The organism is Mycobacterium sp. ABE4_509 (genome assembly GCF_056160785.1).
Genome location: NZ_JBSWXU010000004.1, coordinates 47,713 through 64,691 on the forward strand (window position 1 = coordinate 47,713; position 16,979 = coordinate 64,691).

The following is a 16,979-nucleotide window of genomic DNA, read 5'->3' on the forward strand; positions in this document are numbered from 1 at the left end:
CGGTACAACATTTTCCAGCCCAGTCCGATCACGAGCGAAAGAACGAGAATGCCCAAGGTCACTTACATCGCACACGATGGCACACGCCGCTGCGTGGATGCAGCAGACGGCATGTCGTTGATGGAGATCGCCGTCAACAACAACCTGCCGGGTATCGACGGCGACTGCGGGGGCGAGTGCGCCTGCGCCACCTGCCACCTCCACGTCGACGGGGACTGGCTGACGAAGCTGCCTGCCGCCAGCACCGAGGAGGAGTCGATGCTCGAGTTCTGCGACGGCGTCGAGGGAACGTCGCGACTCGGCTGCCAGATCAAGGTCTGCGAGGCGCTGGACGGCATCGTGGTTCGGACACCGGCAGCCCAACACTGACACAGCCCGACCCTCAAGAGCTCCCGCGCCTTGCCCGGCCCGGCCAGGTGACCCGTCTCCCCTGTCAGCGGGCCGGCGCGATGACCAGCGCCTCCGGCTTGAGTGACCTACGGCCCTGGTTGCCTGGCACCGACCGTGGTCGGATCGAGTCGACGCCCGTTCGCGGGCCCACTCGAGACGGAGGGAGCGAAGGTGGGGGCGGCTCAGTCGGTGGACTGGAAGCAGCTGGCGCAGGCGACCGTGGTACCACCGGGTTCGCCGGTGACCCTGGCCGAGGACTTCGATCCCGGCCGGCGCGACAAGAAGCTCGGCAAGCACGGCGGGCTGGCCGCATCAGCCGAGGCGACGACGATGTTGTTCGACCTGCAGGACCGCTTCTTCGCCCAGGCTCAGCGTTCGCTGCTGATCGTTCTGCAGGCCATCGACGCGGCCGGCAAGGACGGGACCATCAAGCATGTGATGAGCGGACTGAACCCCGAGGGCGTCGATGTGCACAACTTCAAAGCGCCTTCGGAGACCGAGCGCGCGCACGACTACCTGTGGCGTCACCAGACCGCGCTGCCCGAGTTGGGCCGAATCGCGGTGTTCAACCGCTCCCACTACGAGAACGTGCTCGTCACCCGGGTACACCCGGAGCTGTTGTGGCCGCGCACCGCGGTGCTGAATTCAGAAGGTCTCTGGCACAGGCGGTATCGTGACATCAACGACTGGGAACGCTACCTGACCGACAACGGCACCGTCATCGTCAAGCTGTTCCTCAACGTGTCCAAGCAGGAGCAGGAACGCCGGTTCCTCAAGCGCATCGACAAACCCGAGAAGAACTGGAAGTTCTCCGCCGCCGACCTGCACGAACGGGTTTTCTGGGACGACTACCAGGTTGCCTTTCAGGAGATGCTGTCCCACACCAGCACCGAATGGGCACCGTGGCACGTCATCCCGGCCGATCACAAGTGGTTCAGCCACCTGTGCACCTCGGCGGTTCTGCTGGAGACGCTGCGCACGCTGAATCCGCAGTATCCGAGCGTCGACGCTGCCACCAAAGCCGAACTCGCACAGGCCAAGAAGGAGCTGCTCGGCAGCGACACACGTCGAAGTGGAGACCCGGAATGACCGGTGATGTGCTGCACCGCGATGCCGCCGGCGACGCGGGCCGGGCGACGGTGGACCTGGAGAAGATGCCGGTCGAGCAGGTTCTCGCGCACCTCGGTGTCGACTCCGGTGCGGGCCTGAGCGCAGCCGAGGTGCAACGACGCCTCGTCCAGTACGGGCCCAACGCCATCGCCGAGAAGCACGAGAGCCTGCTGGCCAAGGTCGCCGCGTACTTCCGGGGTCCGATCGCGTACATGATCGAGGCGGCGGCATTGGTGTCGGCGATTCTGGGTCATTGGGAGGATTTCGCCATCATCGCGGCGCTGCTGGTCTTCAACGCCGGCCTCGACCTGTGGCAGGACATGAAGGCCTCGAATGCGTTGGCGGCGTTGAAGAAGGGATTGGCTCCGGAGGCCACGGCGCTGCGGGACGGCTCGTGGCAGACCGTGTCGGCATCGGAGCTGGTACCCGGCGACATCGTCAAGATCCGGCTCGGCGTGATCGTGCCGGCCGATCTGCGTCTGCTCTCGGGGGACTTCGCGTCCATCGATCAGGCGGCTCTGACCGGCGAGTCGGTGCCGGTGACGAAGAAGGCCGGCGACGAAGCCTATGCCGGCAGCGTGGTCAAACAAGGTGAGATGGTGGCCGTCGTCATCGCCACCGGTTCCAACACCTTCTTCGGCAGGACGGCGAAGCTGGTGGCCGGTGCGGGTTCGACCAGCCACGCCCAACAGGCGATGTTCCAGATCGGCAACTTCCTGATCGTCGTCGCGGTGGCGCTCGCATCGATCCTGGTGGCCGTGCGCGTCTACCACGACATCGTCGTGACCGACGCATGGAACCTGGCCGATGCACTGCAGATCCTGCAGTTCGTGTTGATTCTGCTGGTCGCATCGATCCCGGTCGCGATGCCGGCGGTGTTCTCGATCACGATGGCGCTCGGTGCGGTGGCACTGTCGAAACAGCAGGCGATCGTGTCGCGGCTCGACGCGATCGAGGAGATGGCGGGCGTCGACATCCTGTGCTCGGACAAGACCGGCACGTTGACCAAGAACCAACTCGAACTCGACGCACCGATCCTGTTCGCCGCGCAGGACCCACAGGAGGTCATCCTCGCTGCAGCGCTGGCCTCCCGAGGTGAGGACCACGACCCGATCGACAGCGCGGTGATCGCAGCTCTGCAGGATCCGGGCGCGCTCGCCGCCTACCGGCAGACCGACTTCGTGCCGTTCGACCCGGTCACCAAACGTACGGCGGCGACGGTCACCGATGCCCACGGCACGACCTTCGTCGTGTCCAAAGGGGCGCCGCGGGTGATCGCCGATCTGGTCGGAGTCACGGGCGCGGTTGGCGAGAAGGTCACCACAACCATCGAGGGCCTCGGAGAGAAGGGGTATCGCGCACTCGGTGTCGCGCGCTCGGAGGACGGCGGCAGCACATGGGTGCTGCTGGGCATGCTGCCGATGTTCGATCCGCCACGCGAGGACTCCAAGCAGACCATCGACATGGCCGACGCCAAGGGCGTTCGGGTGATGATGGTCACCGGTGACGACATCGCGATCGCCCGGGAAACCGCCCGCCAGCTCGGGTTGGGCACCAACATCGTTGCCGCGGCCGACCAGTTTCCGAAGGATATGGATCCCGACAACGTGCCGCCGGCGATCGCCGACGCGATCGAGAACGCCGATGGCTTCGCCCAGGTCTTCCCCGAACACAAGTACGCGATCGTCAAGTCGCTGCAGGCACGTGGTCACCTCGTGGCGATGACCGGCGACGGCGTCAACGATGCGCCGGCACTCAAGCAGGCCGACTGCGGCACTGCGGTTTCGGGCGCCACCGACGCCGCCCGCGGTGCGGCGGCCTTGATCTTGACCGCTCCCGGGTTGTCGGTGATCAACGACGCCATCGACGAGGCCCGGCGGATCTTCGGACGTATCACCAGCTACACCATCTACCGGGTGGCGCTGACCATGGACATCATGTTCCTGGTCGTCCTGTCGTCGATCGCCCTCGGCTTCCAACCCCTCACCGCGGTCATGATCGTCCTCATCTCCCTGCTGGACGACATTCCGATCATGACCACCGCCTACGACAACACGCCGATCAGTGAGCGCCCGATCCGCTGGAAAATGCCACGGCTGCTGAGTATCTCGGCGATTCTCGGCTTCTTCTCCGTCGTGCAGTCGTTCGGGTTGCTCCTGATCGGAATGGAGGTGTTGTCGGATTCGGGCCTGCAGCAGTACTTCGGACTGTTCGACCAATCGCATCTGCAGACGGTGATCTTCCTGCAGCTGGTGGCCGGGGGCCATCTGCTGTTGTTCGTCACCCGCACCGAACGCTGGTTCTTCCTGCCGCCCCTGCCTGCCTCTCCATTGGTGATCGCCATCGTCGCGACCCAGATACTGGCGGTGCTGATGTGCGGGTTCGGCTGGCTGGTGCCGGCGATCTCGTGGACCACGATCGGCTGGGTGTGGGTCTACAACATCGCCTGGATCTTCGTGCTGTCCGCGGTGCGGCTCACCACCGAGAAGCTCGTCGACGACCGCACCGGCCAGCGAATCAAGCATCGCGAGCTGATCTCCCGCCCGCTGCACGGCCTAGTCACCGCGCCCAGGACCTGACCAGCCGGCAAACATTCAGCGAACCTGGTCAGAATCGCGGTATTCGGGCTCCGATACCGCTGACATGCGGGCGCTGCTGCTGGTTGAATTGAGCTGCCACGGTGTCGCTCGCATTGAGCAATGCCTGACAGTCGGTATCGAGCGCCGATGCAGCCGGAGAACCCCATGAGTGGTCGACTGAGTGCCCCGCGAGCGAACCCACACGGGTCCGCGAAGCTCGTCGGTCGCGTGGGTGCACTCGCGCTCTTCCTCGGGATCGGCACCGCGTTCGCGCTGCCCGGCACAGCGGTCGCCGATACCGACACCGGCTCCTCGTCGAGTTCGGCCTCGTCGGCGCACGCCGATTCGGCCTCGTCGGAGTCGGCGTCGCGGCCCGGCGCCCGGGTATCCGGGGAGCCCAACCGGAATTCCCGTGGGGCTTCGGCGTCCGGGTCCCCGACGGCACCGACCGGAACCGGCGGGGGCGCCGACGACGATCACAGCAGCGCCAGCGATGCCGGCGAACACGACGCGACAGCGGACGCCGAAGGCGGCGACACCGGCGAACCGATCGCCGACCAGTCGACCGGCCAGGCCGAACTCGACGAACTCGCCGATGCCGACCTGGCCCCGGAGTCGTTCACCGAGGCCGAGGAGATCACCGCGGATCCCCCGATGCCCGACGAGTCGGCGCCGGCCGCGGCGCCAGCGGTGAATGCGCCGCTGACCCGCAAGGACCCGGAGATGCCCGCACCGGGGGCAGCGCCGCCCCTCACCCGGCGCCAGCCGGGTGTCCAAGCAGACCCGGTCGATCGACGCGCCGCCCCCCAGATCCTCGACCAGGTTCGCGATCTCATCGAGATCGCGTTTCCGCTCACCCCACCGTTGCTGCCGCCGCTGACGATCAACGTCAACAACGGCCGCCCCGAGTACCTCTCCGTGGACATCCCCGAAGGAAAGTTCATCTTCTACATCGGCGCGCTGTCCGGCGTCAGCACCGAGGCGTTCTACGTCCTCAACAACCACGTCGACGCCGATATCGACGACAACGACGTCCCCCAGATCCTCGAGGAACTGCTGACCGGCACCACCGGTGGGCTGGGCGACGACGAGGCTGAGCCGGGCCTCGACGGGTTCGAGCTGATCAGCCTGACACCGGGCTCCTACAGCCTGGCCATCGCCGACGGCGAGCCCATCGGGATCACCGACCTCGCCGATCACCTGCCCTCCTCGGTGCTGGCATGGGGCATCCTGCCGGGTCTGGCCGAGCGGGTCCTGGAACCGATCTTGACGCCTTGGCAGGCCGTCGGTCTGGAGACCTACGACATCCTGACCTTGCAGGGCCCGGCGATGCCCGGCCTGATCGCCGGCCTGGACCGGGATGTGGCGCTGGGTGACGGGATCAACGGGTTCGGCCTGATCGATCTCGACGAGGAGGCTGTGACGACCGGAGGCGACCCGATCGGCACACCCGAGGCGGCCGCGGCGTTGCTCGCCGCCGCGCTGGACCGCGCTGATCCGAGGGTGCGGCTGCTCGGTGTCGAGAAGGACAGCATCTCCGTGGTCGTCCACGAGCAGGATTCACCGGCCTTCGACTATCTGGTGCTCACCGGCCAGTCAGTGGCCGACGCCGTGGAGCTGGCCGAACGCGGCGCCGTGGACCCGGCCAACGGCGTCAGCGAGCTCGTGATCGCGACCGGCGACGGCGGCCGTGTGGTCGCCACCGGTGGTGCGGCCTTCGACGGCGTCCTGGTCCGCGGCCTCGGCGCGGAGATCACCGAGGACGAGCTGCCGATCCTGCTGCGGTCGCTGGCGCGACGGCCGGGCGTCAACGCCGTCGACCAGGGCGACACGGTGCGATTCGAGATCCGCGGCTCCGACGGCACAGTGGACGTCATCGTCTTCGAAACCGACCGGGCACCCGGCAACGGCGGCTACGACGTCGGTTTTCTGCGCGCCCAGCGGCACGACGAGTTCGCCGGCCTGCTCGGTGACCTTCACCGACGCCCGCTGGCCACGCTCGCCGAACAGGTGCAGTACACGCTGTCCGATGTGCTCAACTTTGCGTTCTCGGTACCGGCGCTGCGGGCGCTGTTCGAGGCCATCGCGCCGGGACTCAATCTCGCCGACGCCGAGCCGCTGACAGAGCAGCCGGTCGTCGACGTCGCGAACGGCGTCCCGGAGACCGCCGCAGTCACGATCCCGCTCGGTGAGTTCGTCTTCGAGATCGGCGATACCTTCGCCGTCGGGACCGAGGGCGGGTTCTCGCTGTTGTCCTCGCTGCTGGCGTTGCCGATCAGCGAGCTGTCGGGCATCCTGCGCGCCGAGGTCGATGCCGACGACAACGACAACGACGCCCAGCAGCTGCTCGAGGAGATTCTCAACGGCCGCAGCGGTGCGCAACTGGACTTCGAGTCCGAGCCGGGAATCGACGGGGTGCAGCTGGTCGGGCTCACCCCGGTGAGCTTCACGCTGGCGTTCGCCGACGGCGTGCAAACCGACCGGCTGACGTTCGAAGGGCCTGGTTCGGAGGCCATCCTCGCGGGGTTCGATGCCCGCGGCGGCGCCGATCTGGCCGACGGACAGAACAACCTGTCGCTGATCGACGTCGGCTCCGAGGAACTGGTGCTCGGCGACGGGCCCGCCAACCCGATCTTCGACCTGGTCGGCGACGGGTTCGCCGGTGACGCCGATCTGGCCGCCCTGATCGCGGCGGCGACCGGCGGGTCCAACCCGGCGGTGTCTCTGGTCAGCCAGGATGCGGGCAGCATCTCGGTGCGGATCGACAATCCGATGACAGGTGAGTTCGACCTTCTGGTCTTCTACGACCCCACCGGCACGACGGACCTGTTGTGAGCGGATCGGCGACCGGCGGGGCAGCCTGCGAGCGTGCTAGCTGGACACTGTCCGGGGAACCTCGACACCGTTCTCGCGCACGATGATCGGATCACCCACGTTGACCGTGTTGAGGTACCACTCGGCGTCCTCGGTGCTGAGCCCGATACAGCCGTGGCTGGTGTTCTCGAAACCCATTTGGTTGACCGCCCACGGAGCCGAATGCACGAACAGGCCGCGCTTGGTGAAGCGCACGGCGTATTCCACGTCCAACAGGTAGCCGTCTGGGTCGTTGACCGGGATGCCCACGCTGCTCGAATCCATCACGACGTCGTGTTCCTTGGCCAGGACGGTGTAGATCCCCACCGGCGTCGGGTATTCCGGTCGTCCCATCGAAGCGGGGAAGACACCGTTCTGCCCAAAGTTGGGTCGATGGTGTGGCGCGGGCAGGTTCTCCGGCGGCTGACCGTCGATCGTGACGGTGAACGTGTGATCGGAGAGGTTCGCGACTCCGATGACCGCGGGACCGGTCTCGAAGTTTCGGGTCGGCAGGTTGCCCACCGACAGTGACACCGTCGTGTGGGCAGGCCAGAACGTGTCCGGGACCCACTGCGCGACATTGTCTTCGACCCACTCGAACTTCCCGGTCATCGCCGGCACGGATGTGACGTCGATGGCCCGTTGCGCTGCAACTCGATCGAAGACCGGGCGGTTGAACGTGACCACGACGGGGTGGGCCACCCCCACGACCGCCCCCTCGGCGGGCAGCATCGAGGCGACGGTGAGCTGCGGCGACGAAACCGCCGCCCTGCTGGTGTTCCCCGACCCCACAACCACGCTTGCAGCCATCATGACTGCGACGAGGACACTCCGAACAGCACCGCGCATGGCTTCCCGAATCCGTAGAAGTTACAACGTTGTCAGTTACTGATGGTAGGAGTGCTGGGCGGTCGGTGAAAGTCCTTGTGCCCCTTCGATTCGATCAAAGGTTCGTCACGCTTCGGCAACGCCTCCCGGGGGGCACCTAGGACTATCGACGATCTGCCGCAGGCCGTAAGTGGTTGGCTACCAGTGGGATTTGGACGAGGAGTACCACCGGTGTCGACAGTCAATGGAATTCAACTGTGCAACAGTCGCTTCAGCGGCGCCGACATTCAGGCCCAGCGCCGCCGACACGGCTTTGCACTGCCTGCAGCACCGCGGCGCCCCTGATACGCCTAACGGCCCGCCCCCATCGAGGACGGGCCGTCAGCGCGTGTTCGTCAGTGCGTGACTATGCGCCCGGACCAGGTGCCGTGGGCTGACCGGCGACCGGCGCTCCGCTCGGCGCCGGCCCCACCGGATCACCCTTGCCCGCCAGGCCGCCCATGGTGGTCAGCGGAAGGCCTGCGACTGGGGCTCCGGCCGCCGGAACGATGGGTGCCGCCGCAGCCACCGGAGGCACCACGACAGGCGGAACGACCGGCGGAATCGGCGGCGGCACCAGCGGTGGCACCACCGGCGGAATCGGGGGCGGCACCAGCGGCACCGGCGGAATCACAGGCACCGGCGCCAACGGGCCGGGCAGGGCCATCGGCACGCCGCCGGCCATCGGGGATATCGGTGCGCATCCGGCCGCCGCCGCGGGAACCTCTCCCGCAGCGGTGTCCAGGCATTCGTATCCGCCGGCCTGGGCTACGCCGGGGCCGAACGCCAGGGCGATCCCGCACAGTCCAGCACCGACAGCAGCAACTCTGATGCTGGTTCGATCAAAGACCGCCATCTTCCATCAACTCCTTCATTCACGCTAAGTCATTCCACTCCGAGCGGTGCAGCAGAACGCCCTGCCGCACCAAACCAGAGGCCGCCCTCGGAGCGACGTCGCCAAGTTATCGACACAACCCGTGATGGCGAAACACGCCGCACCCGGCCGTATCCGAATGGAGATGTTCGGGCCGAGTTGACACTTGTTCGTGTCGGAATACCGTTGAAAATGAGACTCTTTCGAGACTGAGGTGTTCTCGTTCCTCAGCCCCGCGGCCCTAGGATCGAGCGGCGCGCTGGTCAGTTCGGCGGGCCATCGTGAAGGTCACGCGTCCGGACGTAGAGGCCAAACCGAGACTGGGAGCGGGATCCCTCCAGCCCGGCCGGCCCGGTCAACCTCTCGATGACGAGTTTCGCTTCGTGCAGTGACGCACGGCCGCGCCGCCCCGTTCGGGCACGGCCTCCGGCGAGGAACCACGCCGGGCATCAGTGGTTGCTTTCGTCTGGTGTGGGCACCCCGGCGAGATCGATGGCCGGCACTGTTTCGTCGAGCGAGTTCACCACGCACAGGTAGTTTCTGACGAAATCATCAGAACTTAGCTACTATGGCCTATGCGCTACTCAGGAAGGGGTGACCGTGGCAGAACCCGCACCGAACCGGCTCCAGCTACGAAAGCAGCGGACTCGAGCCGCGTTGATCCAGGCGGCCGCCGAACTCTTCGCCGCGGGCAGGGTGGACGTCCCCGTTCTGGAGATCACCCAGGCCGCCGACGTTGGGATCGGGTCCTTCTACAACCATTTCGACAGCAAAGAGGAGCTGTTCTCGGCCGCGGTCGCCGAGATGCTCGATCGCCACGGCGAGCTGCTGGATCAGGTCACCGCATCGATGAGCGACCCGGCCGAGAAGTTCGCCTGCAGCTTCCGGATCACCGGACGGATGTTTCGGCGCAGCCCGCAGTTGAGCCGGATGCTGTTGGCCAACGGCCTGAAGCTGATCTCCTCTGATCGCGGGCTGGGGCCACGCGGACTGCGCGACATCAGTGACGCGGTTACCGCCGGCCGGTTCCGAGTCACCGACCCGAAGCTTGCGATGGCAATCGCCGGCGGCGCACTGATGGGTCTCGGCCAACTACTGCAGGATGAACCGTCGCGCGACGCCGCACTCACCGCCGACGCCGCAACCGCGGATGTGCTCTACATGCTGGGACTGCCCGCCGACGACGCGCATCGGATCTGCCAGCAACCACTACCCGACCTCGATGGGCTTACCTGGCCCGGTTCGGCGGCTTAGTCCGCACCGACGAGGCGAGGACAGGTCCCACGATCCCCATTGGACTCATGTCAGAGCTGGCCGGTGCTCGGGGTCCACGGACTAGGCTGAGGGCATGCCCGATCAGGACCAGACCGCTGCCCGCCGTGAGATCGCCGATGCTCTGGTGTCCGCGCTCGATCGCCGCCATGAGGTGCTCGATGTGATTGTCGAGGCCGACGACAGGACCACCGCGGTGGCCGCGATCGCCACCTTGTTGAACACTTCGACGCTGGGAGCCGAGGCCGTGATGAGCATGGCGTTCGACCAGCTGACCAAGGACTCGCGCCGCAAGATCGCCGCGGAACTCGACGACCTCAACAGCCGGCTGACGTTCACGCTGAAGGAACGGCCGGCCAGTTCGGATGACAGCTTGACCCTGCGGCCGTTCACCGGCGACACAGACCGCGACATCTTCGCCGCCCGATTGGAGGAGGTCGGCGCCGCCGGCGACGGGTCCGGCCAGCCTGCTCAGCCGCTCGACGACGAGATCCGCTTCGCGCAGAGCCGCATCGGCCAGGAAGATGCGGCCTGGTTCGTCGCCGTGGTGGAGGACGCCAAGGTGGGGATGGTGTTCGGTGAACTCGACCACGGCGAGGTGAACGTCCGGATCTGGATTCACCCCGAACACCGGAAGAAGGGCTACGGCACCGCCGCGCTGCGGCGGTCGCGCTCGGAAATGGCGGCCTGCTTCCCGGCCGCTCCCATGGTCGTGCGGGCCGCCGGCGCCAAGCCGGAGTAGCTGCCCTGCGGGGCCTCGCAGACGAAGATCAGCGGCTGGCGACTCTCAGGGCCCGGCGAAGTCCACCACGGCGGTCATCCGCATGCCCTGCCGGGCGGTGGCGAAGCCGGCCGCTGTGAATGTGCAGTCCAAGATGGTGGCCCGGTGTCCGGGGCTGCCCATCCACCAATTGAGCGCTGAGCTCTCGGTCGCGCCGAACCCGCTGCCCCAGTAGACAATCTCACCGGAGGAGCCGAGTCCGCCGTATCCCGCGTCCGTGATACGCCCCCGCGGGGATGAGCCGTCCGAGCCGGTGTGGCTGTGGGTGTTGGTCCGCAACATGTCGTTGGCGTGCCGCTGCGCCGCCGCGGTCAGGCGCGGGTCCTCTGGGACCGCCCCGCACGCCTGACGAAGCTGATTGATACCCGCATACAATCCGGTTGCGAAGCTGTCGGCGTGCGCAGAGAAACCCACAGTCGTGCCGAGCGCAGTCGTGACGGCAGTGCACGTCGCGAGGACGCCGACAAACGTGCTCTTCATCATCATGGTTGCCTTCTGCCGTGCCACCAGTTAGCACCTATGTCGCAACGCTACCGGCTTTCGTTACACGAACGAGATCAAACAGCTGCAGACTCGCATCCTGACGTGAGTAGCGCCGGCGCGACATCCGCATCAGCGCAGCTCGAAGCAGTTTTGAGGGAGTGCCCCGGCAGCTCGCCGTTCGGCATCATGCCGAATGTGCGGTCTCAAGCTGCTCCGCGACACCATGGAGGGAAAGCGGCACCGCCGTCACGGGGCTGAGCCGGTGTCTTCGCGCGTTCAGCCGGCGTCGAGCGTTAGGGCCAATCACGGACGACCCCCACCCGGTGCCGAGACCGGCAAGATGACAGAAACTCCGCGAACTCTCCGGCAGCAGCGTCGACGACGATCCGCCCGTAGCGCCAGATCTTGCGCAGTTCAGCCTCAAGGAACCAGAGTCTCACTGGCGAGGAGATGGCGTCTTTCGTGAGTGCCGAAGTACAAGGACGCTGTTGGCCGGGATGTTGACCGAAACAACCCCGCCACTGGATTTGATCGGGCTGGAGTTGGACAAGCCGCTTCCGCCATAAACTTCGGCATCACTGCTGAAGATCTCCTGCCATTGCCCGTCGGCGATGCCGGTGTTTTGAATTCGGTAGCCGTGGCGAAATGCCCAGTTGTTGAGGCAGCCCACGACCAGCATGTCTTCGAACGCCGTCCAGCAGCGGAACGCGACAACCCGGTTGGTGTCGTGTGAGTGAATGATCTCGCAGGTCCGTGACCGAAATGCAGGATGAGCCTGGCGAAACCGCAGCGCATCCTGGTAGAAGCGGAACAGGTGCGCACCCGCGCCCTTCCGCAACGCCGGGAAGTCCTCCCGGTTGTCGAGGAAGTCGAGGAAACGATAGGGCCGCGAGGCGCCGACTTCCTCGCCCATGAAGAACATCGGGACCCCGGGCGATAGCAACGTGATCCCGGCGGCAAACCGAGTCCGCGCCTCTGCGTAGCGTCTGGTCTCTCCCACCAGCGATGCACCATTGACAGCGACGACGATGGTACGTGCCGAGTACACATCCTGGCCGTTCTCTTGGTAGTGGGAGTTGCCTGCCTCGTCGTGGGACTCGTGATAGACAACGCGGTCGCCGGCCGATGCGGCAAGAAGCGCGCCGGAGAACTGGGTCATGTTCAGCGCTCGATTGTCGCCGTATCCGGCGGCCTTGAGCAGTCGCGCCCGGCCGGGGTCGTTCTGCGCGTCGCCGATCATGTGATGGTAGTAGTCGGCATACCAGACAGCATCGAATCCGATACCACCCTGATCGGATGGCTGCGTCACCGCTGTCCAGCCGGAATGATCCTCCGCAGTGAGGAAGACGTTCGGCTTGAGTAGCCGCAGCGTTCCGCACCACTCGCGCAGGAATTTGGCGCCGAAGATGCGCGCGTTTTTCGCCACCCGCCCGTCGGCGTGCAAAACGGCGTAGGAGTGAATCGAGGTCGTCTGATCAACGCGAAAGCCATCGACGTGGAACTCCGAAAGTAGCGCCGCCGCACTCGAGATGAACATCTTGCGGACGTTCTCCTCGTAGAAACGCGGGGCGTAGCCAGTCGACATGTTGTCGATATAGCCGCCGCTGCCAGGAGGATTGGCATCCGGATAGTCGGTTGAGCGGCCCTCGTACCAGTAGTAGATATTGCTTTCCGGGGCGTCGGAATCGTAGGCCCACTCGGCGCGCTCGGCGTCGGGGCTGTAGTGGTTGTAGACGACATCGACGAGCACGGCGATGCCACGCTGGTGACAGGCCTTGATGAAGTGCTTGAACTGGTCTCGCCCGCCGCCGGCGTATTCAATCGCCATGTAATGCGAGGTGCCGTAGCCCCAGTTGGCCCACCCCTCGTATTCGGAAAGCGGCATCAGCTCAACAGCGTTGACGCCCAGGTCCGCCAGGTGCTCGAGCAGGTCCAAAGCGTCATCGAGCATGCCGCGCGAGGTGCGGCCGGCGCCGAGCCCATCGATGTGGAGCTCGTATATGACCAGGTCCTCTAGGCGGGTCGGTAGCGGCCTGTCGGGGTCAAGCTCGTCCTCCCAGAACACCTCGTCCGTCTGCCACTGCGTCTCGGGCCAGACGGGCTCACCGCCCTCGCGACACTCTATGGGCTGCCCGTTCAAACTGCACTCTCGAAAAAGCCGCGCCACCTTTTCCGGATCAACGACGACAGAGCAGCTCTTGGTGCCGTCCAGGTCCTGACGTCGCCCGCTCCACCCTTGAGGATTGGTTTCCGGATCAACGTCGCCGCTGCCGATCTGGCAGCGTGCATAGAGGTCGGTGCGGTAAGCGACGCCGCCATCGTCCTTGGTGATGCGGAACATGTAGGGGGTATGGTCCAAAGCGGCAAAGTTGGAGAGTGCAGCGGCGTCGGCCGGCGTGGTCGACCAGATCCCATCCTCCCCGCGATGCATCGGGATGATGGCTGTTATCCCGCCACCATCGTTTGCGATGTATCCTCCGTCCGGCTCGCCGCGGATCAGCTCGACATTGCGCGCGTTTGGCGCCCAGACAGCGAAGCGGATGGCTGGCGGCTGGCTGTTCGTGTACAGCTTGTTGGCGCCCAGCCGACGGCAGTGCGTGAGGTAATACCGGACGGTCTGGCCGGTGCCAGCGAGCGTGAAGCTGCGGGTGCGTTCGGTTGAGTTCGGATCGCTTTCCTCGGTGGGAATGCCCCACACGTCGGGGTTCTCTTGTGTCGACACGTACACGCCCCAGCGGAACGTTTGCCCGATCTGGCTGTCGTCAAGCTGAACGGTCGCGCGAAAGCCTGGACATCCGTCCTCGGCGGTGAACGGCTGCATCGGCGTCAACGACCACTGTTTGGAAGCGAAACCCTGCGCGTTCCAGCTTCCGTTCAGCCGCGCACCGACCAGGAACGGGCTGCGCAATCCCGTCAAGTACTCGAAGTTCAACGGAATCAGCATCGGAAGGTCCTCCTCGTTATACCCGTCGACTCATGCCGGCGGCTGCGGCGGCGGGTCCTGCTGGTCGACATAGCCTTTGGTGACGTGGGCGATGTTGGCGGCCGGATCGCGCAGCCCTGGCGAGCGCCGGCCTGCAACGAAGTCAGCGAAGCCCCAACTGCCCCGGAGATGACGCATCGTCCACCTCGAACAACAAGGACTGCGCACGACGCCCGGCTCACTCAGTTGACCCTGGATCCAAGCTCGGTCGCCTTGTTGCCGCAGATCAGGTCCGCGGCCTTTTCGGCGATCATCATGATCGCAGCGTTCGGATTGCCGTTGACCAAGTTGGGCATGACCGAAGCATCGACAATGCGAAGTCCTTCCACACCGTGGACCCTGAGCTGGTCATCGACTACGGCCGCCGGGTCCCCTCCCATTTTGCAGGTCCCCACCGGGTGCCATACGGTTCCGGCAAACTCGCGAATGTAGGCGCGTAGCTCGCTGGGACTCGTGACTGCTTCTCCGGGAGCGATCTCCTGTCCCCGCAGGTCGTCGAATGCGCTGGTGTGGACAAGCTCTCGCGCGTACCGAATCCCAAATTCCAGCACCGCGATATCCTGGTCACGCGTCAGGTACTGCGGATCGACGCGAGCGAGTGCCGATGGGTCGCTCGACGCAAGTGTCACCGTTCCCCGGCTTGCCGGCTGGTTGAGAATGGGCGTAAAGGTGAAGGCCCGATTGCTGGTCATGAGGTTCGGTGCGAACGCCTGGAGGCTGGGCTGCAGGACGGGCCCGAAGAAGTACTGCAGGTCTGGCGATTTCTGCTCGGTCCTCGACTGTGTCCACAGGAAAAGCCCCGCTTCGGCCGCCAATTCGGGGGCCGGCAGATCACGTAGACTCTGGAAACCGATGCCGAGGAGCAGGTGATCATGCAAGTTTTCGCCCACGCCGGACAGATCTTGAATCACCGGAATATCATGGGCTGCAAGCTGTCTGGCTGGTCCAAGGCCCGACAGCATCAGCAGCTTCGGCGTCTCGAACGCGCCGCAGCACACGGCCACTTCGCGCTCCGCCCGAATCGTCTGCTGGCCATCAGGGCCGGTGTACTCGACCCCTACCGCACGCCCTTTCTCGATAACCAAGCGCGTCGCCCGGACCTGCGTCAGCAGCCGTAAATTTTCGCGCCCTAACACCGGCGTGACGAATGCGGACGCCGCGGTGACCCGGACGCCCTCCGGGGTCCGGGTGGTTTGATAGAAGCCCGCGCCCCCTTCCTGTGTGGCTCCGTTGAAGTCGTTGTACTTGTCTGTGGCCCCTAATGCCGCGGCCGCCTCAACAAATGCATGCACCACCGGCGAGGGGTTTCGGGAGTCGATGACCGAGAGCGGCCCGTCGTACCCGTGGTACGGCGACTCGGGTCCGTGGTAAGTCTCCGACTTCTTGAAGTAGGGGAGCACCTCGGCATAGCTCCACCCCTGGTTGCCGAGCTGCGCCCAGCGGTCGAAATCGCGGCGGTTCCCACGAACGTGCATCATCGCGTTGACAGCGCTGCAGCCTCCAAGGACCTTACCCCGGGCGACATCGATGGCACGGCCGTGGAGCCCTGGCTGCGCCACGGTCCGGTAACCCCAGTTCTCTGTAGCGTCGGGCTCCCACAGGCTGTACATGGCGTCGATGCTCCGGCTGTAGATGGCCGGATTCGAGTCGATACCACCGAATTCCAGCAGCACGACATGGATGTTCGGATCTTCGCTCAATCGGCTGGCCAGGACGCAGCCGGCGGTACCGGCGCCAACCACTACATAGTCGACGGAATCAGACATGCACGCTCCTTACTCGGTCTTGCCCCGCTCGAGTTACTAGGAAAATTATCTGGTGGTACTCCTCGGAGAAGGTGAGCTGGCGGTACCGGGCCCGCTCAGGTAAGCCGGGCCAATATCGGTGCGTTCGGCCCCAGGATCTCTTCCGCAACGTCAGCGGGACGCTTGCCGTCGAACGCGATGACATCTTTGTTCGCCCCGGCTTCGATGAGGATTTCGGCGCATTCTTCAAAGCCGTGCTTCAACGCTTCGTGCAGAGGAGTTTCCCCAGTCGTCGGTCGCTGGAGATTGACAAACGCGCCGGCTTCCACAAGTGCTTTGATCGAACGCAGTTTGCCGGTACGGCATGCGTTGTGCAGAGCGGTGTTCCCTGACTTGCGGCTGATCAGGTTTGGTTCTGCTCCGTACGAAAGGAGCAGCTGCACCATCTCAACGCGGTCCTCTTCTGCAGCAATCATCAAGGCGGACTCCGTACTAACTGGATCAGCCTGGTTCGGATTCGCCCCATACGGCAGCACAAGTTCTGCGTCGTCGCTGTTGCCGTTCCTCGCCGCCGCTAACAACCGGGCTGGCATGTCACCCCGAAATGCGGCGATGGCCTGGGACGTATCCCAGTACGCCCTCACCAAGACGATCACATCACCGGCAACCTGAATGCGTTGAACGAACTCGACATCGTATACCAAGCCGGTCGCGTTGATGCGAGCAGCCTCGTGAACGAGCACGAATGCCTGATCACCATCGAACACCATGTTCAGGCGTTCATATTGGATTCGCTCCTGCCTTTCGGCCCAGGGTGCAAATGTCGCTTCGACCTCAGCCTTGGTCGAGAAATCCCCGAGCCACGGAATGATCGCGCTCAGGCCGGGAATGCCGCCGGGCTCTCCTTCCCTGGCGGGGCTGTTGATCCATCGGACATTGTCGTCCAGACACGCCATCACAGTGTCCACGTCACCGGCGTCGAGTGCGCCAAACCAGCGCGACACGACCCCTCTGGTCGCTTCTTCACTCATGCTTCGGTCCT

At 65.2% G+C, this 16,979-nt stretch carries 13 protein-coding genes; 6 read left to right on the forward strand and 7 right to left on the reverse strand.

The window, feature by feature from the left end; translation table 11 throughout:
• Positions 1-48 precede the first annotated feature (48 nt).
• The 4 genes from ACXAID_RS01840 (at position 49) to ACXAID_RS01855 (ending at position 6,914) form a co-directional block, all read left to right on the forward strand.
• Entirely contained in the window at positions 49-369 is a 321-nt protein-coding gene (locus tag ACXAID_RS01840; protein ID WP_475020469.1) for a 2Fe-2S iron-sulfur cluster-binding protein, read from the forward strand.
• A gap of 192 nt (positions 370-561) precedes the next feature.
• Complete coding sequence (locus ACXAID_RS01845; RefSeq protein WP_475020470.1) at positions 562-1,479, forward strand: polyphosphate kinase 2 family protein; 918 nt, start codon at positions 562-564, stop codon at positions 1,477-1,479.
• Positions 1,476-4,079 carry a plasma-membrane proton-efflux P-type ATPase gene (locus ACXAID_RS01850; protein WP_475020471.1) on the forward strand — a complete coding sequence of 868 codons (2,604 nt, stop codon included), beginning with the start codon at positions 1,476-1,478 and terminating at the stop codon, positions 4,077-4,079. Before ACXAID_RS01845 ends, ACXAID_RS01850 begins: the two co-directional genes overlap by 4 nt.
• A gap of 228 nt (positions 4,080-4,307) precedes the next feature.
• Positions 4,308-6,914 (forward strand): SRPBCC family protein, encoded by a 2,607-nt coding sequence (locus ACXAID_RS01855; protein ID WP_475020472.1) that lies wholly within the window; start codon positions 4,308-4,310, stop codon positions 6,912-6,914.
• Positions 6,915-6,950: 36 nt separating this feature from the next.
• Here ACXAID_RS01855 and ACXAID_RS01860 read toward each other — a convergent pair whose 3' ends face one another.
• On the reverse strand, positions 6,951-7,781 hold the full coding sequence (locus ACXAID_RS01860; RefSeq protein WP_475020473.1) for a L,D-transpeptidase: 831 nt from the start codon (positions 7,779-7,781) through the stop codon (positions 6,951-6,953).
• Positions 7,782-8,166: 385 nt separating this feature from the next.
• Positions 8,167-8,655: a hypothetical protein gene (locus ACXAID_RS01865; protein ID WP_475020474.1), complete on the reverse strand. Its 489-nt coding sequence runs from the start codon at positions 8,653-8,655 to the stop codon at positions 8,167-8,169.
• A 612-nt stretch (positions 8,656-9,267) separates the two neighbouring features.
• On the opposite strand from ACXAID_RS01865, the gene ACXAID_RS01870 reads away from it, so the two are divergent.
• Positions 9,268-9,927 (forward strand): TetR/AcrR family transcriptional regulator, encoded by a 660-nt coding sequence (locus ACXAID_RS01870; protein WP_475020475.1) that lies wholly within the window; start codon positions 9,268-9,270, stop codon positions 9,925-9,927.
• A 94-nt stretch (positions 9,928-10,021) separates the two neighbouring features.
• The gene (locus tag ACXAID_RS01875; RefSeq protein WP_475020476.1) at positions 10,022-10,687 is read left to right on the forward strand and encodes a GNAT family N-acetyltransferase; all 666 of its coding nucleotides are present in this window, start codon (positions 10,022-10,024) and stop codon (positions 10,685-10,687) included.
• A 45-nt stretch (positions 10,688-10,732) separates the two neighbouring features.
• Here ACXAID_RS01875 and ACXAID_RS01880 read toward each other — a convergent pair whose 3' ends face one another.
• The 5 genes from ACXAID_RS01880 to ACXAID_RS01900 form a co-directional block, all read right to left on the reverse strand.
• Positions 10,733-11,212, reverse strand: coding sequence for a CAP domain-containing protein (locus tag ACXAID_RS01880; protein ID WP_475020493.1), 480 nt, complete (start codon positions 11,210-11,212; stop codon positions 10,733-10,735).
• Positions 11,213-11,645: 433 nt separating this feature from the next.
• The gene (locus ACXAID_RS01885) at positions 11,646-14,153 is read right to left on the reverse strand and encodes an alpha-amylase family glycosyl hydrolase (protein WP_475020477.1); all 2,508 of its coding nucleotides are present in this window, start codon (positions 14,151-14,153) and stop codon (positions 11,646-11,648) included.
• Positions 14,154-14,183: 30 nt separating this feature from the next.
• The gene (locus tag ACXAID_RS01890) at positions 14,184-14,330 is read right to left on the reverse strand and encodes a hypothetical protein (protein WP_475020478.1); all 147 of its coding nucleotides are present in this window, start codon (positions 14,328-14,330) and stop codon (positions 14,184-14,186) included.
• Between the two features lie 44 nt (positions 14,331-14,374).
• Positions 14,375-15,958 carry a GMC family oxidoreductase gene (locus ACXAID_RS01895; protein WP_475020480.1) on the reverse strand — a complete coding sequence of 528 codons (1,584 nt, stop codon included), beginning with the start codon at positions 15,956-15,958 and terminating at the stop codon, positions 14,375-14,377.
• Positions 15,959-16,053: 95 nt separating this feature from the next.
• Positions 16,054-16,968 carry an ankyrin repeat domain-containing protein gene (locus tag ACXAID_RS01900; protein ID WP_475020481.1) on the reverse strand — a complete coding sequence of 305 codons (915 nt, stop codon included), beginning with the start codon at positions 16,966-16,968 and terminating at the stop codon, positions 16,054-16,056.
• Between the last annotated feature and the right edge of the window lie 11 nt (positions 16,969-16,979).